The organism is Brucella sp. MAB-22, from assembly GCF_025908475.1.
GTDB lineage: Bacteria > Pseudomonadota > Alphaproteobacteria > Rhizobiales > Rhizobiaceae > Brucella > Brucella anthropi.
The window spans coordinates 1435951-1450229 of record NZ_CP109782.1 but is presented as its reverse complement, the minus strand read 5'-3'; the positions used below and the strand labels follow the sequence as shown (position 1 = coordinate 1450229).

Here is a 14279-nt window from a genome sequence, read left to right as displayed (position 1 = left end):
CTTTTTGTTTAGCAGTGGGTGTTTTGCGAAGTGAATGGTGCTGGTTTTATCGCTTTCCGGCAGAAATTGCTTTTATGGCGCAGCGTACTTATCTGGACAGAAAAGCAAGGCACCGCTAAAAGCGGTCAACCGAAAACTCCACTTCACCTCCTGGCAGTGCGGGAGAGCCTCGGGCCTTCAATAACGGTTGGCGGCTATGGGAGTTTGAACAGGATAATTGATACAGCTTTCTGCAGAGCTGTATCCGTGCAGGGCAAAAAAGCCCAAGGGTGACTTATGGCTGGCGTCAACGAGATTAGGTCCACATTCCTCGATTATTACCGCAAGAACGGGCATGAGGTCGTTCCATCGAGCCCACTTGTCCCGCGTAACGATCCGACGCTGATGTTCACCAATGCGGGTATGGTTCAGTTCAAGAACGTTTTTACGGGTCTTGAACACCGTTCCTACAATCGCGCGACGACTTCCCAGAAGTGCGTGCGTGCCGGTGGCAAGCACAACGATCTGGACAATGTCGGCTATACCGCTCGTCACCATACGTTCTTTGAAATGCTCGGCAATTTCTCGTTTGGCGACTATTTCAAGGAAGATGCCATCAGCTTCGCCTGGAACCTGATCACGAAGGAATTCGGCCTTCCGAAGGACAAATTGCTCGTCACCGTTTATCACACGGACGACGACGCTGCGAATTATTGGAAGAAGATCGCGGGCCTTTCCGATGACCGCATTATCCGCATCGCGACAAGTGATAACTTTTGGGCCATGGGCGATACTGGTCCATGCGGTCCGTGTTCAGAAATCTTCTTCGACCACGGCGACCATATCTGGGGTGGACCTCCCGGATCGGCTGACGAAGACGGTGACCGTTTCATCGAAATCTGGAACCTCGTTTTCATGCAGTTCGAGCAGATCACGCCTGAACAGCGCATCGACCTGCCGCGTCCGTCTATCGACACCGGAATGGGGTTGGAGCGGGTCGCTGCGGTTCTGCAGGGCGTGCACGACAATTACGATATCGATCTCTTCAAGGCATTGATCCGCGCTTCGGAAGAAGCAACCGGCGTGAAGGCTGAGGGCGAATTCCGCGCCAGCCACCGTGTGATTGCTGATCATCTGCGCGCTTCGAGCTTCCTGATCGCTGACGGTGTTCTGCCGTCCAACGAAGGCCGCGGCTATGTGTTGCGTCGCATCATGCGCCGTGCAATGCGTCATGCCCAGCTCTTGGGCGCGAAAGAGCCGTTGATGTGGCGCCTGCTGCCAGCCTTGATCCGCGAAATGGGACAGGCCTATCCGGAACTGATCCGCGCCGATGCCTTGATCTCCGAAACGCTCAAGCTTGAGGAAACCCGTTTCCGCAAGACGCTGGATCGCGGTCTTGGCCTCCTGTCGGATGCGACGGAAAGCCTTGTTGAAGGGGATCGCCTCGACGGCGAAACCGCTTTCAAGCTTTACGACACCTATGGCTTTCCGCTGGATCTGACGCAGGATGCACTTCGTCAGCGCGGTATTGCCGTCGATACGGATGGCTTCAGTGCCGCCATGGAGCGCCAGAAGGCCGAGGCCCGTGCGAACTGGGCTGGTTCTGGTGAAGCCGCAACCGAAACGATCTGGTTCGGCATCAAGGATAAGGTCGGTGCGACGGAATTTCTCGGATACGAGACCGAGGTTGCCGAAGGCGTTATCACTGCGCTTGTCCGCGATGGCGCGGAAGTACAGTCCGTTGCTGAAGGCGATGTTGTTTCGGTCGTAGTCAACCAGACCCCGTTCTATGGAGAATCCGGCGGCCAGCAGGGCGATACCGGCACGATCTCCGGAGAAGGTTTTGCTATCGCAATCAAGGATACGCAGAAGAAGGGCGAGGGCGTCTTCGTTCACATCGGCGAAGTCACCAAGGGGACGGCGAGGACCGGCGATGCTGTTGAGCTGAAAGTGGATTCGGTGCGCCGCACGCGCATTCGTTCCAACCATTCGGCGACGCACCTTTTGCATGAGGCGCTGCGTGAAACGCTCGGCAGTCATGTTGCGCAGAAGGGTTCGCTCGTTGCACCGGATCGTCTGCGCTTCGACTTTTCGCATCCGAAGCCGATTTCGGCTGAAGAGCTGACGCAGGTGGAAACCCTCGCCAACGAAATCATTTTGCAGAACGCTCCTGTCAGCACCCGCTTGATGGCTGTTGACGATGCCATTGCCGAGGGTGCCATGGCACTGTTCGGTGAAAAATACGGCGATGAAGTTCGCGTCGTTTCCATGGGCACCGCCAAGCATGGTTCGAAGGAGGGCAAGGCTTATTCGGTTGAGCTTTGCGGCGGTACGCATGTGCGCCAGACCGGCGATATAGGTCTTGTCCGCATCGTTTCGGAAGGTGCTGTTGCCGCTGGCGTTCGTCGTATGGAAGCGCTGACGGGTGAGGCAGCACGTCTTTACCTTGAAGAGCAGGACGAGCGCGTAAAGGCCATCGCCGGTGCACTGAAGACGACACCGTCCGAAGCGCTGGAACGTGTCAACGCACTGCTTGATGAACGCAAGAAGCTGGAACGCGAACTTGCTGATGCGCGCAAGAAGCTTGCGCTTGGCGGTGGTTCGGCAGATGGCGGCAGCGCCGTTGAAGCTGTGAATGGCGTCAACTTCCTCGGCAAGATCGTAACTGGCGTTTCCCCGCGTGATCTCAAGCCGCTTGCCGACGAAGGCAAGAAGCAGGTCGGCTCCGGTGTGGTGCTGTTCATTGGTATCGGCGAAGATAGCAAGGCCAGCGCGGTGGCTGCGGTGACGGAAGATTTGGTTGGTCGCTTTAGTGCGGTCGATCTGGTTCGCGCTGCTTCTGCGGCCCTTGGTGGCGCAGGTGGCGGCGGTCGCCCGGACATGGCGCAGGCCGGCGGGCCGGATGGCGATAAGGCCGACGCTGCGATTGCAGCAGTCAAGGCACTGATCATCTAATGCAAAAGGCCGGGTTAACCCGGCCTTTTTTATCGGTGGAATTAAGCCGCATGAATTGTGCGGCTGTCGTCAGGCGCTTCGCTTCGTTCATCCAGACCATAGTCACGCATGATGCTGGCTACACGCAAACGGTAGTTCTCAAAAACACCATTGCGTCCCTTTCCCTGTGCTGCCCGATGAGACGGCAGGTTGCGCCATTCACGCACCGCATCTTCGTCGCGCCAGAACGAGAGCGAAAGCAATTTGTCGGGATCAGCCAGGCTTTGAAAACGCTCGATCGACAGAAAACCGTCAATCCTGGAAAGATCTTCGCGCAGGCCTGCGGCAATATCGAGATACTGTTCACGTCTGTTGTCATCGGCTGGCCAGACTTCGAATATGACGGCAATCATGGCTTGATGAACTCCCCATGCGGTGCGGATTGGAGTTTGAGGAAGATGCGGTCTTCGGATCGGATGAATTGTTCTCTGCGCGCAAATTCGTAATTCTCGCGTCCCAGCGGATCGGCGGCAAGCCGTGCCCGATATGCTTCATACGCGGCAAGGTTTTCGACTGAATAGACGCCGTAGGCTGTGGTCGACGAACCTTCATGCGGCCCGAAATAGCCGATGAGATCAGCGCCGCAGCGCGGAATCGCCTGTCCCCAATTGCGCGCATATTCTGCAAAGGCATCCGCTTTGAACGGGTCGATCTGATAGCGGATGAAACAGGTAATCATGCGTGTCTCCTTCAAAAGCATGTCTTCGATGCTGACAATGTAGCAATTGAAATTTCTCCATAGTTCGGTTAGCATCGAAGTATGAAAGATGGCCCGATCATAGCTTCTGTTGCCGCGCTCCTTGGTGATCCGGCGCGTGCTAACATGCTCACGGCGCTGATGGATGGTCGTGCGCTGACTGTCAGTGAACTCGCGTCAGCCGCAGGCGTGACGCTGCAAACCGCCAGCGGACATCTTGCAAAGCTCGATGCGGCCAATTTGTTGGTTGCGGAGAAGCAGGGGCGGCACCGCTATTTCCGGCTTTCTGGAACAGACGTAGCGCAGGTCCTGGAAGGTTTGATGGGGCTTGCGCAACGCACCGGCGCTGTGCGGGTGCGGACCGGCCCGAAAGATCAGGCACTACGCAAGGCACGCATCTGCTATGACCATCTGGCCGGTGAGCGTGGCGTGGAAATGCTCGATGCCTCGCATCGGCTTGAGCTGATTGTTGACGACAATGAGCCGGTGCTGACAGAGAAGGGCAAGTCGTTTTTCAGTTGCCTTGGCGTTGATGTGACCACTCTGGAGCAGGGCAAGCGCCCGGTCTGTCGTCACTGCCTCGACTGGAGTGAGCGTCGCAACCATCTGGGCGGAGCGCTCGGTGCAGCGCTGTTGAACCATTTCATTTCAAATGGCTGGGCACGCCGCGAAGCGGGGCGTGTCATCGCGTTCTCGCCAAAAGGTGCACAGGCATTCTCACGCACGTTTGAGCTGGCTGGCCAGATTACGTGACCTGAACAGCCAGCATTATGTTGTTAATGCTGTGTGGCTGCGGCTGCTGCCTCGTCCAGCTCTGTGGCGCGTTTCATGGCGGGGCGATCTTTTAGTCGGTCCCAATAGGCGACGAACGCTCCTCTGGCAGGCAAAGTGCCGAAGCGCAGGCCCCAGCCGATGTGCGAGCCGACATAAACGTCAGCAGCCGTGAAGCGGTCGCCGGTGATGTATGGATGGTGCGAAACCGCTTTTTCCAATGTGTTGACCACTGTATCGTAATTGCCGTAGCCGACCATTCCCTGCTTGTCTGCGGGTATTTCAAAGCCGAGCGCATGGTTGGACAAGGCGGCTTCCACGGGACCAGATGTAAAGAACAGCCAGCGGAAGAAATCCGCGCGCTCATTGGGGTGAGGCGCCAGACCAACTTCGGGAAATGTTGTTGCCAGATAGGCGCAGATTGCAGCCACTTCCGTCACCACCGCATCGCCGTGGCGCAGGGCAGGAACTTTGCCCATCGGATTGATTGTGCAGTAGTCAGGCCCCTTCATCGGTGGCCCGAAATCCAGAATTTCCACATCATAGGGTTTGCCGATCTCCTCCAGCATCCAGCGCGCGATGCGTCCGCGCGACATCGGGTTGGTATAGAGCTTCAACTCAGCCATTTCATCCTCCCTGTAAGCGGTGGCAGGATGCGCTTTTTCCCTTGAAAAGGAAATGAAAAAACCCGGCAGCGAGGCTGCCGGGTTTTCCATATCGACGATAAGCGTCGAATATTTTATCAGGCGGCCATGGCCTTCTGAAGGTTCTCGTCGATCTTGTCGAGGAAACCGGTGGTCGAGAGCCAAGGCTGATCCGGACCGATGAGCAGAGCCAGATCCTTGGTCATGTAGCCGCTTTCGACGGTGTCGACGCAGACCTTTTCCAGCGTGTCGGCAAAACGCTTAAGCTCGGCATTGTTGTCGAGCTTGGCGCGGTGAGCGAGACCGCGGGTCCATGCGAAGATCGAAGCGATCGAATTGGTCGAGGTTTCCTCGCCCTTCTGATGCTGGCGGTAGTGACGGGTTACGGTGCCGTGTGCAGCTTCTGCTTCAACGGTCTTGCCATCCGGCGTCATCAGAACGGAGGTCATCAGGCCGAGCGAGCCAAAACCCTGAGCCACGATATCCGACTGCACGTCGCCGTCGTAGTTCTTACAAGCCCAAACATAGCCGCCGGACCACTTGAGCGCCGAAGCGACCATGTCGTCGATGAGGCGATGTTCGTACCAGATCTTTGCAGCCTTGAACTTGTCAGCGAACTCGGTCTGGTAAACTTCTTCGAAGATGTCCTTGAAGCGACCGTCATAAGCCTTGAGAATGGTGTTCTTGGTCGAGAGATAGACCGGGTAGTTGCGCTGCAAGCCGTAGTTCAGCGAAGCACGGGCAAATTCGCGGATCGATTCGTCGAGGTTGTACATGGCCATTGCCACACCAGCCGCCGGAGCCTGATAGACTTCGTGTTCGATGGTCTCGCCATCTTCACCGACGAACTTGATGGATAGCGTGCCCTTGCCCGGGAATTTGAAATCGGTCGCGCGGTATTGATCGCCGAAAGCATGACGGCCAACGATGATCGGCTGGGTCCAGCCCGGCACGAGGCGCGGAACGTTCTTGCAGATGATCGGCTCGCGGAAGATCACGCCGCCGAGAATGTTGCGGATCGTGCCGTTTGGCGACTTCCACATCTTCTTGAGCTTGAATTCTTCAACGCGGGCTTCGTCCGGGGTGATGGTTGCGCATTTTACGCCAACGCCGTGTTCCTTGATGGCATTAGCCGCATCAATGGTAACCTGGTCATTGGTGGCATCGCGGTGCTCGACTGACAGATCGTAATATTTCAGATCAATGTCGAGGTAGGGATGGATCAATTTGTCCTTGATGAACTGCCAGATGATGCGGGTCATTTCATCGCCGTCGAGTTCAACGACCGGGTTCGCAACCTTGATTTTTGCCATGGATGAAGCCTCTTTTTCAATGCGTCGCGCCCGTATAGCACTCACGACGAATAAGGCAAAGCGTAAGAGGCTTATTCTTTGGCCTATAGAGCGTTTAGGCGGTCAAAATTTCGGGAGAGACTTGCGAAAAGCGTGAAATGGCTTTTGACGGCACCGATTATGCGGCGCGGTGTGCAGCGCGATTGTCATCACGAGATTTCTCCCATGACGATTGCCGCTGGCGATAGTTTTCCTGTTCCCTGACCAGAATGGTATCTGCATCCAGTGTGGAGATGGCGGTCGACTTGTCTGTGGGAACAAGGCCGTTCAGCTGCAACGAAAGATAGCGTCCACAGCAGACCCGCAGGAACGACGCGAAATTGTCGAGGTCGTGCCCCTCATTGCGGGATTCATCGTAAAGTTTGCCGATAAGGCGGCTGACCGCGAGATTATCGCGTGCTGCAATATCTTCGAGAGCCCACCAGAAGAAATTCTCAAGCCGGACGCTTGTCACGACACCGTCGATGCGCAGCGAACGTGTTACGCTCAGCCAGAGCTCAGGATCGGCACCGATGAACAGCCTGCACATGATTTCCTCCGGATCATTCTCCCAAACTTACTGTCGCGCAGTTTCGCCCTGCCTGCAACCTTGTTGGGAAACAGGCAGGGCGTTGCGATCAGCTATGGGTGATCCTGGTGCCGAGCACAGTAAGGAACTGTGATAGCCATGCTGGATGAGCAGGCCATGCGGGCGACGTGACAAGATTGCCATCCGTAACCGCCTGATCAACCGGAATATCGGCATATTTGCCACCGGCGAGTTCAACTTCCGGGCGGCAGGCCGGGTAGGCGGAACAGGTGCGACCTTCCAGAACGCGCGCTGCGGCCAGCAATTGCGCGCCGTGGCAGACCGCAGCAACTGGCTTGTTCGCTTCGAAGAAATGCTTCACCACGGCGATAACCTTATCGTCGAGACGCAGATATTCCGGTGCCCGACCGCCGGGAATGACAAGAGCGTCATAGTTCTCAGGCTTAACATCAGTGAAGGTCGCGTTCAGCGTGAAGTTATGGCCGGGCTTTTCTGTATAGGTCTGGTGGCCTTCGAAGTCGTGAATCGCTGTCGCGATATGATCGCCAGCCTTCTTGCCGGGGCAGACCGCATGAACCGTATGACCAACAGTCAAAAGCGTCTGGAACGGGACCATGGTTTCATAGTCCTCACCAAAGTCGCCGCAAAGCATGAGTATCTTCTTACCGGACATGGTTTCCTCCCTTTGATCCTGTATCTGGTGGAACAGTCTGGCATGAATGGGCAGCAAATAGGTGTTATCGGGCTACTACACAGGCTTTTCCCTAAAACACGTAAGGGGAATCTTTGCGATTCTGCGTCAATTATGTAAGGGAAACGCCACGATACGATAGCTAATGCGGAAGAGATCATGGCAGGAACAGATAAACAGCGCCCCTTCATCGCGGAAGGACCGGCAATCGTGCTGGTGGAGCCGCAATTGCCGGAGAATATCGGCATGGTGGCGCGCGCCATGGCGAATTTTGGTCTGGCTGAATTGCGCCTCGTCAATCCGCGCGAAGAGTTTCCGAGTGAGAAGGCAAGGGCGGCAGCCAGCAAGGCCGATCATGTGATCGACAATGCGGTAGTCTATGACGACCTGCCGTCCGCTATCGCCGATCTCAATTTCGTCTATGCGACGACGGCACGTGAACGTGATGGCTTCAAGCAGGTTCGCAGCGCCGTGGAAGCGGGGGGCGAACTGCGCCGTCGTTTCCGGACTGGTGAGAAGACCGGCATCCTGTTTGGCCGTGAACGCTTCGGTCTCAGCAATGAAGAGGTCGGTCTTGCGGATGAACTGGTGACGTTTCCGGTCAATCCGGCTTTCGCATCGCTGAATATCGCTCAGGCCGTTTTGCTGATGTCCTATGAATGGATGAAGTCGGGCCTTGAGACGGAAACGGAGACCGTGTTCCGCGGGCCGGAGCTTGAGATGGCGCCAAAACAGGAGTTGCAGGGGCTCTTCAATCATCTCGAAGAAGCCCTTGATGTTCGGGGATATTTCCGTCCGGAAGCCCGCAAGGAAATCATGGTCAACAATCTGCGCGCCGTGTTGACGCGTGCTGGTTTCGCATCCGCAGAACTCAAGTTGCTGCGCGGTGTTGTCACGTCGCTTGACGTGTTCACGCCGAAGAAACCACGCGGTTCCGGTGCCCCGGAAGGACGTGCGCGTAAGCCTGCGAGTGAGGCTCCGGCAATGAAGGACGAGGACGAATGAAAAACGCACCCGCTGTGAGCTTTGCCGCCATGCCTTCTGCCGATGTCGAAAGACCTATTTTGGTTTTCGACAGCGGTATCGGAGGCCTGACGGTTTTGCGCGAAGCGCGGGTGCTTATGCCGGATCGCCGCTTTGTCTACGTTGCCGACGATGCCGGGTTTCCCTATGGCGGATGGGAAGAGGATGCGTTGAGGGAGAGGATTGTCGAGCTGTTCGGCAAGCTCATTGCCGCCTATGACCCCGAGATCGCGGTCATTGCCTGCAATACGGCCTCCACGCTGGTGCTGGATGATTTGCGGCAAGCCTATCCTTCGGTGCCGTTTGTCGGCACAGTGCCAGCAATCAAGCCCGCTGCAGAAAGAACATCGTCGGGGCTTGTTTCCGTGCTGGCGACCCCCGGTACCGTCAGGCGTGCTTATACGCGCGATCTCATTCAATCTTTCGCCACCCAGTGCCATGTTCGTCTCGTTGGTGCCGATCAGCTTGCGACAGTAGCGGAAGCCCATATTCGCGGCGAAAAGATCGACGAGGCGCTGGTCGTGGAACAGATCGCCCCCTGCTTCATTGAGCAGGATGGTAACCGGACCGACATTGTCGTGCTGGCCTGCACGCACTATCCGTTCCTTGCCAATGTGTTTCGCCGTCTTGCGCCATGGCCGGTTGACTGGCTCGATCCTGCGGAAGCGATCGCCCGGCGTACCGTCTCGCTGCTGAAACCACGCCGCGCCGATGAAGAGCTGCATCATCACAACGATCTGGCGGTCGTGACATCCCGCAATCCGGACTATGCCATCCGCAGGCTCATGCAGGGTTTCGGTCTGCATTTTGCTTGAGCCCTTGTTCTCAAGGTCTTGAATTTTCCGGCTATGTAGCGATCATGGCAATGATCGTTTCATAGGGGAAGATGCAATGACGGGAACCATATCACAGATCACCCTGCCTTCGGGCCAGACGGTTCCAGCGCTCGGGCAGGGCACTTGGTATATGGGTGAGGACAGCACGCAACGCCGCTATGAAATCGAAGCACTGAGAAGCGGCATCGATCTCGGGATGACGCTGATCGATACGGCGGAAATGTATGCTGATGGAGAGGCGGAAGACGTTGTTGGCGAAGCCATTACGGGCCGTCGCGATGATGTGTTTCTCGTCAGCAAGGTATTGCCGTTCAATGCGTCCTGGAAGGGCACAATCGAGGCCTGCGAGAGGAGCCTGCAGCGCCTTCGCACGGATCACATTGATCTGTATTTGCTGCATTGGCGTGGGCGATATCCGCTTGAGGAGACTGTCGCTGCGTTCGATGAATTACAGCATGCTGGAAAGATAGTGAGCTGGGGCGTCAGCAATTTCGATACGGATGACATGAAAGAACTCGTCGGTATAGCTGGCGGCAATGCCGTTGCAACGAACCAGATACTTTACAATCTGACGCGGCGCGGCCCAGAATTTGATCTGATGCCATGGTGTGCCGGGCGTAAAATTCCGCTGATGGCTTATTCGCCTATCGAGCAAGGTCGATTGCTGGGCAATTCCGTACTGGCGGAAATTGCAAGCGAGACGGGAGGAACGCCAGCCTCAGTTGCGCTTGCGTGGGCAATGCGCAGCGGCAATGTCATAGCAATTCCAAAGTCGTCCAACCTGCATCATGTGCGGGATAACAGAAAAGCCGCAGACTTGCGGCTTTCCGAAGATCAATTGAAACGTCTGGACCGGGCTTTCGCACCCCCATCCCGAAAGACGGCGTTGGAAATGCTCTAACCCGCGTCTTTCTGGCGAGTGTCCTTCTTCGCCTGAGCGACACTTGCGGCCTTACGGAGTCGTCCACGCTCTGCAGGGCGGACAAGACTGTCGTATTTCTCGTTCGGGATGTTACGCATGCCGTTCAGCGCATGACGCGTGTTGAAATCCTTGCCTTTCTTTTCGTTTGCTTCCTTGGTCGCAAGCGCTTTTCGGGCATTGGCGATCAGTTCGGCGCTGGCTGACATGCGACGACGGCGTTCAACTTCGGTGTTGATGCGACGCACGGCCATAGCCAGAACGGATACTTTCAGATGTGAACCTTCATCCGCCTTGGAGGGTGTCGCGCCACGAGCGGCTCCCTTTCCGCGCACTTCGCGCCTGCGCTGATGGGCCTGATCTTTCGCCTTCTTGCGGCGTTCGCGGATCAGTTTTGCCAGATGAGAAAGTTCTTCGTCGGGGACGTTCTGCAAAAAAGGATGGTGCGACTTTTCCACCAGCTCTTTTTCGTCGGCATTGAGAGCACGAGCTTCCTGCTTCTTGGTGACGGCCATGGGACATCCTTTCTGCTAATGATAAGAATTCTCCGGAGGGGATATAGGCGTGAACATCCCACCGGAAAGATCGGGTTGCTTATTCTGGTTCTTCGGTCGAGGTTTTTTTGCTTTGCTCTTCAAGGTGCTTCAAGATTGCCTTCAGCTTGTCGAGAGGAAGGTGTTCCGCACCTATGGTCTCACTCCTGGCTGTTGAGACGATGGTCAAAATTTCATCGAGTTTTGCCTGTGTCGCGCTTGCTTCGCGATCCTGTGCGTTCTGGATAAGGAACACCATCAGGAATGTGATGACTGTGGTCGATGTATTCACCACGAGTTGCCAAGTATCCGAGAAGTCAAAGAAAGGCCCGCTAATGCCCCATAACAGGATGAACAAGGTTGCCAGCCCGAATGCCAGATAATGGCCTGCAAGTTCGGCGGCTTTTTCGCTGAGCTTTGTGAAGAACTGTGACATCGCAACCTCCAGACGACAGGCGAGAAACGCTTGATGGAGGGGCGCGGTTCCGTAATTGCATAGATATGCGGAACTTTCAGGCGCTGGTCGACGTTTGATCCTCATAGAAAACGCGGAGGTCAAGCGATGGAAATTGTCGAAACCCGCATCAGTTCGGTTGGGGGCTTCAAGCTCTATATGGTGGAGTTCGTCACCGAGGGCGAAGAGAAGATCACTGTCAAGGTTGAGAACGAGACGGAAGCGGAACTGGCGCGCGATGAAGTGATACGTCGTGCCGCGATCAAGCTCGGCGAAGCGCTGGGCGTTGCATGTATGGAATGCGGCATTCAGCCTGAAAACCTGTTGACACGCCCCAGCGCGCGCCGCGCGGGTGACCGGGCAGAGCTGGAGCGCCAGCTTGAAGAGGGCTTGGAAGATACGTTCCCGGCCAGCGATCCAGTATCCGTTACGGGCTCGACGATTGCCGGTTTTGCCGGACCGAAAAACTGAATGATGGTTCTAGAGCGGTTTCGGTTAAAACGGAGTCGCTGGAACCGCTCTGAGTATTTTTTTGTCGCATTATCTGACGCATCGAAGCGGGATCAGAAATCAGTCCAGTGAACTGATTTCCCCGCGTAGACGCTTTGCACTTTTGCTGGAAATGCTCCAAGCAAGAAGCCGGGCTATTCACCCGGCTTCTGAAGTTGTTCAGAAAATGAGTCCTGTAAAGGGCATATCCATCTGAGAATACTACAGATTACGACGTTTGCCTTCCATCAGGTCGAGCACGGCGCGGGCACAATCAAGCACATTCGAGCCGGGGCCGAAAACCGCCGCCACACCGTGGTCGAACAGATACTGATAATCCTGACGGGGAACGACGCCACCACAGACGACAATGATATTTTCCGCGCCTTTCTTGCGGAGCGTGTCCACAAGCTGAGGCAGAAGTGTCTTGTGACCGGCTGCTAGCGACGAAACTCCAAGAACATGCACCTTGGACTTGATCGCCATATCGGCAGCTTCATCCGGCGTCTGGAACAGTGGTCCGGCCAATATGTCGAAGCCGATATCGCCGAAGGCTGACGCAATGATTTTGGCACCGCGATCATGGCCGTCCTGGCCGAGCTTTGCCACCATCACTTTCGGCGTTTCGCCGATCTGCTTTGAAAAATCGCCAAGTCGCTCAACCAGCGTCTGATATTCGGGCTCGTCCTTATAGGCCGCGCCGTAAACCTTCTTAACGACCTTCGGTACTGCAGCATGATCGCCAAATGCGCGGCGCATGGCGTCGGAAATTTCTCCGACGCTGGCGCGAGCACGGGAGGCTTCAACAGCGGCGGCGAGAAGATTGCCTTCGCCGGTCTTTGCAATTTTTTCCAGTTCTGCCAGAGCTGCTTCGACTTTTGCCTTGTTGCGCGTTTCCTTGATGCGATTGAGACGTGCAATTTGCGACTGGCGAACAGCCGAATTGTCGATTTCCAGAATGTCGATTTCGTCTTCCTGTTCCAGCCGGAACTTGTTGACCCCGACAATGATCTCTTCGCCCTTATCGACCGCCGCCTGCCGTTTGGTCGCTGCTTCTTCGATGAGGCGCTTCGGAAGGCCGCTTTCGACCGCCTTGGTCATGCCGCCCAGACCTTCGACTTCCTCGATCAGCGCCCAGGCCTTTTCGGCCAGCTCGTTGGTGAGGTTTTCGATGTAATAAGAACCTGCCAGCGGATCGACCACTTTGGTTACGCCGGTTTCGTTCTGGAGGATGAGCTGCGTATTGCGAGCGATACGAGCCGAAAATTCCGTTGGCAAAGCAATGGCTTCATCGAAGGAATTGGTGTGCAGCGATTGCGTACCGCCAAGAGCAGCTGACATGGCTTCAAATGCGGTACGGACGATATTGTTGTAAGGGTCCTGCTCCTGCAAAGAGACGCCTGAAGTCTGGCAATGCGTGCGTAGCATCAGCGAGCCGGGCTTCTTCGGATCGAATTCCTTCATGATGCGCGACCAGAGCAGGCGCGCGGCGCGCAGCTTGGCGATTTCCATGAAGAAATTCATGCCGATGGCGAAGAAGAATGACAGTCGTCCCGCAAATTCATCGACATTCAGGCCCTTGTTCAGGGCAGCACGCACATATTCACGCCCATCGGCAAGCGTGAAGGCGAGTTCCTGAACCAGTGTCGCGCCCGCTTCCTGCATATGGTAGCCGGAAATGGAAATCGAGTTGAACTTCGGCATTTCGGCTGCCGTATAGGCGATAATATCCGCAATGATCCGCATGGATGGTTCCGGCGGATAGATATAGGTGTTGCGGACCATGAACTCCTTGAGGATGTCGTTCTGGATCGTGCCGGAAAGCTGGGCGCGGGGCACGCCCTGTTCCTCGCCCGCCACGATGAAATTGGCGAGGATAGGGATCACCGCGCCGTTCATGGTCATGGAAACGGAGATTTTTTCCAGCGGAATGCCGTCGAAAAGGATTTTCATATCCTCGACGGAATCGATGGCAACACCAGCCTTGCCTACATCGCCTTCGACCCGTGGATGGTCGCTGTCATAGCCGCGATGCGTGGCAAGATCGAAGGCAACTGAAACGCCCTGCTGACCGGCGGCGAGAGCCTTGCGGTAGAAGGCATTCGATTCTTCCGCCGTCGAAAAACCGGCATATTGTCGGATCGTCCATGGACGACCCGCATACATGGTCGCACGAGGGCCTCGCAAGAAAGGCTCGAAACCGGGCAGAGTGCCAAGATGGTCGATGCCCTGCAGGTCGTCTTCCGTGTAGAGTGGCTTGACGTCAATGCCTTCCGGCGTATGCCAGGTGAGGCTGTCGACTGGCCGTTTCAGTTCCTTCTCGGCCAAGGTTTCCCAGTCTGCTCGGGTGGTGGGGCGCTCGCTCATA

At 56.1% G+C, this 14279-nt stretch carries 15 protein-coding genes; 6 read left to right on the top strand and 9 right to left on the bottom strand.

The genetic code is table 11. The annotated features are described in order from the left end of the window. Positions 1-276: 276 nt before the first annotated feature. Complete coding sequence (gene alaS / locus OHI65_RS16520) at positions 277-2934, top strand: alanine--tRNA ligase (RefSeq protein ID WP_125300185.1); 2658 nt, start codon at positions 277-279, stop codon at positions 2932-2934. Positions 2935-2975: 41 nt separating this feature from the next. Here the strand turns inward: alaS and OHI65_RS16515 are convergent, their stop codons facing one another. Next, positions 2976-3326: an antibiotic biosynthesis monooxygenase family protein gene (locus tag OHI65_RS16515; protein ID WP_012091917.1), complete on the bottom strand. Its 351-nt coding sequence runs from the start codon at positions 3324-3326 to the stop codon at positions 2976-2978. After that, the gene (locus tag OHI65_RS16510) at positions 3323-3652 is read right to left on the bottom strand and encodes an NIPSNAP family protein (RefSeq protein WP_010659936.1); all 330 of its coding nucleotides are present in this window, start codon (positions 3650-3652) and stop codon (positions 3323-3325) included. Before OHI65_RS16510 ends, OHI65_RS16515 begins: the two co-directional genes overlap by 4 nt. Before the next feature lie 81 nt (positions 3653-3733). On the opposite strand from OHI65_RS16510, the gene OHI65_RS16505 reads away from it, so the two are divergent. Further along, on the top strand, positions 3734-4423 hold the full coding sequence (locus OHI65_RS16505) for an ArsR/SmtB family transcription factor (protein ID WP_125300186.1): 690 nt from the start codon (positions 3734-3736) through the stop codon (positions 4421-4423). Positions 4424-4446: 23 nt separating this feature from the next. Here OHI65_RS16505 and OHI65_RS16500 read toward each other — a convergent pair whose 3' ends face one another. The 4 genes from OHI65_RS16500 to OHI65_RS16485 all read right to left on the bottom strand — a co-directional run bounded on the left by OHI65_RS16500 (position 4447) and on the right by OHI65_RS16485 (position 7639). Continuing rightward, positions 4447-5067 (bottom strand): glutathione S-transferase family protein, encoded by a 621-nt coding sequence (locus OHI65_RS16500; protein WP_125300187.1) that lies wholly within the window; start codon positions 5065-5067, stop codon positions 4447-4449. 116 nt (positions 5068-5183) lie between these two features. Then, the gene (locus OHI65_RS16495) at positions 5184-6398 is read right to left on the bottom strand and encodes an NADP-dependent isocitrate dehydrogenase (RefSeq protein ID WP_012091920.1); all 1215 of its coding nucleotides are present in this window, start codon (positions 6396-6398) and stop codon (positions 5184-5186) included. Positions 6399-6555: 157 nt separating this feature from the next. Continuing rightward, positions 6556-6966: a ribbon-helix-helix domain-containing protein gene (locus OHI65_RS16490; RefSeq protein WP_125300188.1), complete on the bottom strand. Its 411-nt coding sequence runs from the start codon at positions 6964-6966 to the stop codon at positions 6556-6558. Positions 6967-7054: 88 nt separating this feature from the next. Next, complete coding sequence (locus tag OHI65_RS16485) at positions 7055-7639, bottom strand: DJ-1/PfpI family protein (RefSeq protein ID WP_029924622.1); 585 nt, start codon at positions 7637-7639, stop codon at positions 7055-7057. Positions 7640-7816: 177 nt separating this feature from the next. Between OHI65_RS16485 and OHI65_RS16480 the strand changes: the two genes are divergently transcribed. From OHI65_RS16480 to OHI65_RS16470, 3 genes are all read left to right on the top strand, one after another. Next, positions 7817-8662 carry an RNA methyltransferase gene (locus tag OHI65_RS16480; RefSeq protein ID WP_010659942.1) on the top strand — a complete coding sequence of 282 codons (846 nt, stop codon included), beginning with the start codon at positions 7817-7819 and terminating at the stop codon, positions 8660-8662. Further along, on the top strand, positions 8659-9495 hold the full coding sequence (gene murI, locus OHI65_RS16475) for a glutamate racemase (protein ID WP_010659943.1): 837 nt from the start codon (positions 8659-8661) through the stop codon (positions 9493-9495). The genes OHI65_RS16480 and murI overlap by 4 nt, the downstream gene beginning before the upstream one ends. A 76-nt stretch (positions 9496-9571) precedes the next feature. Continuing rightward, positions 9572-10417, top strand: coding sequence for an aldo/keto reductase (locus OHI65_RS16470; RefSeq protein WP_125300190.1), 846 nt, complete (start codon positions 9572-9574; stop codon positions 10415-10417). Here the strand turns inward: OHI65_RS16470 and OHI65_RS16465 are convergent. Continuing rightward, complete coding sequence (locus OHI65_RS16465; RefSeq protein ID WP_010659945.1) at positions 10414-10950, bottom strand: hypothetical protein; 537 nt, start codon at positions 10948-10950, stop codon at positions 10414-10416. The genes OHI65_RS16470 and OHI65_RS16465 overlap by 4 nt on opposite strands. A 79-nt stretch (positions 10951-11029) precedes the next feature. Further along, entirely contained in the window at positions 11030-11404 is a 375-nt protein-coding gene (locus OHI65_RS16460) for a low affinity iron permease family protein (RefSeq protein ID WP_010659946.1), read from the bottom strand. A gap of 126 nt (positions 11405-11530) precedes the next feature. Here OHI65_RS16460 and OHI65_RS16455 point away from each other — a divergent pair, with 126 nt between their 5' ends. After that, positions 11531-11893 carry a hypothetical protein gene (locus OHI65_RS16455; RefSeq protein WP_012091928.1) on the top strand — a complete coding sequence of 121 codons (363 nt, stop codon included), beginning with the start codon at positions 11531-11533 and terminating at the stop codon, positions 11891-11893. Positions 11894-12133: 240 nt separating this feature from the next. Here OHI65_RS16455 and scpA read toward each other — a convergent pair whose 3' ends face one another. Beyond that, entirely contained in the window at positions 12134-14278 is a 2145-nt protein-coding gene (gene scpA, locus OHI65_RS16450; protein ID WP_125300191.1) for a methylmalonyl-CoA mutase, read from the bottom strand. Between the last annotated feature and the right edge of the window lies 1 nt (position 14279).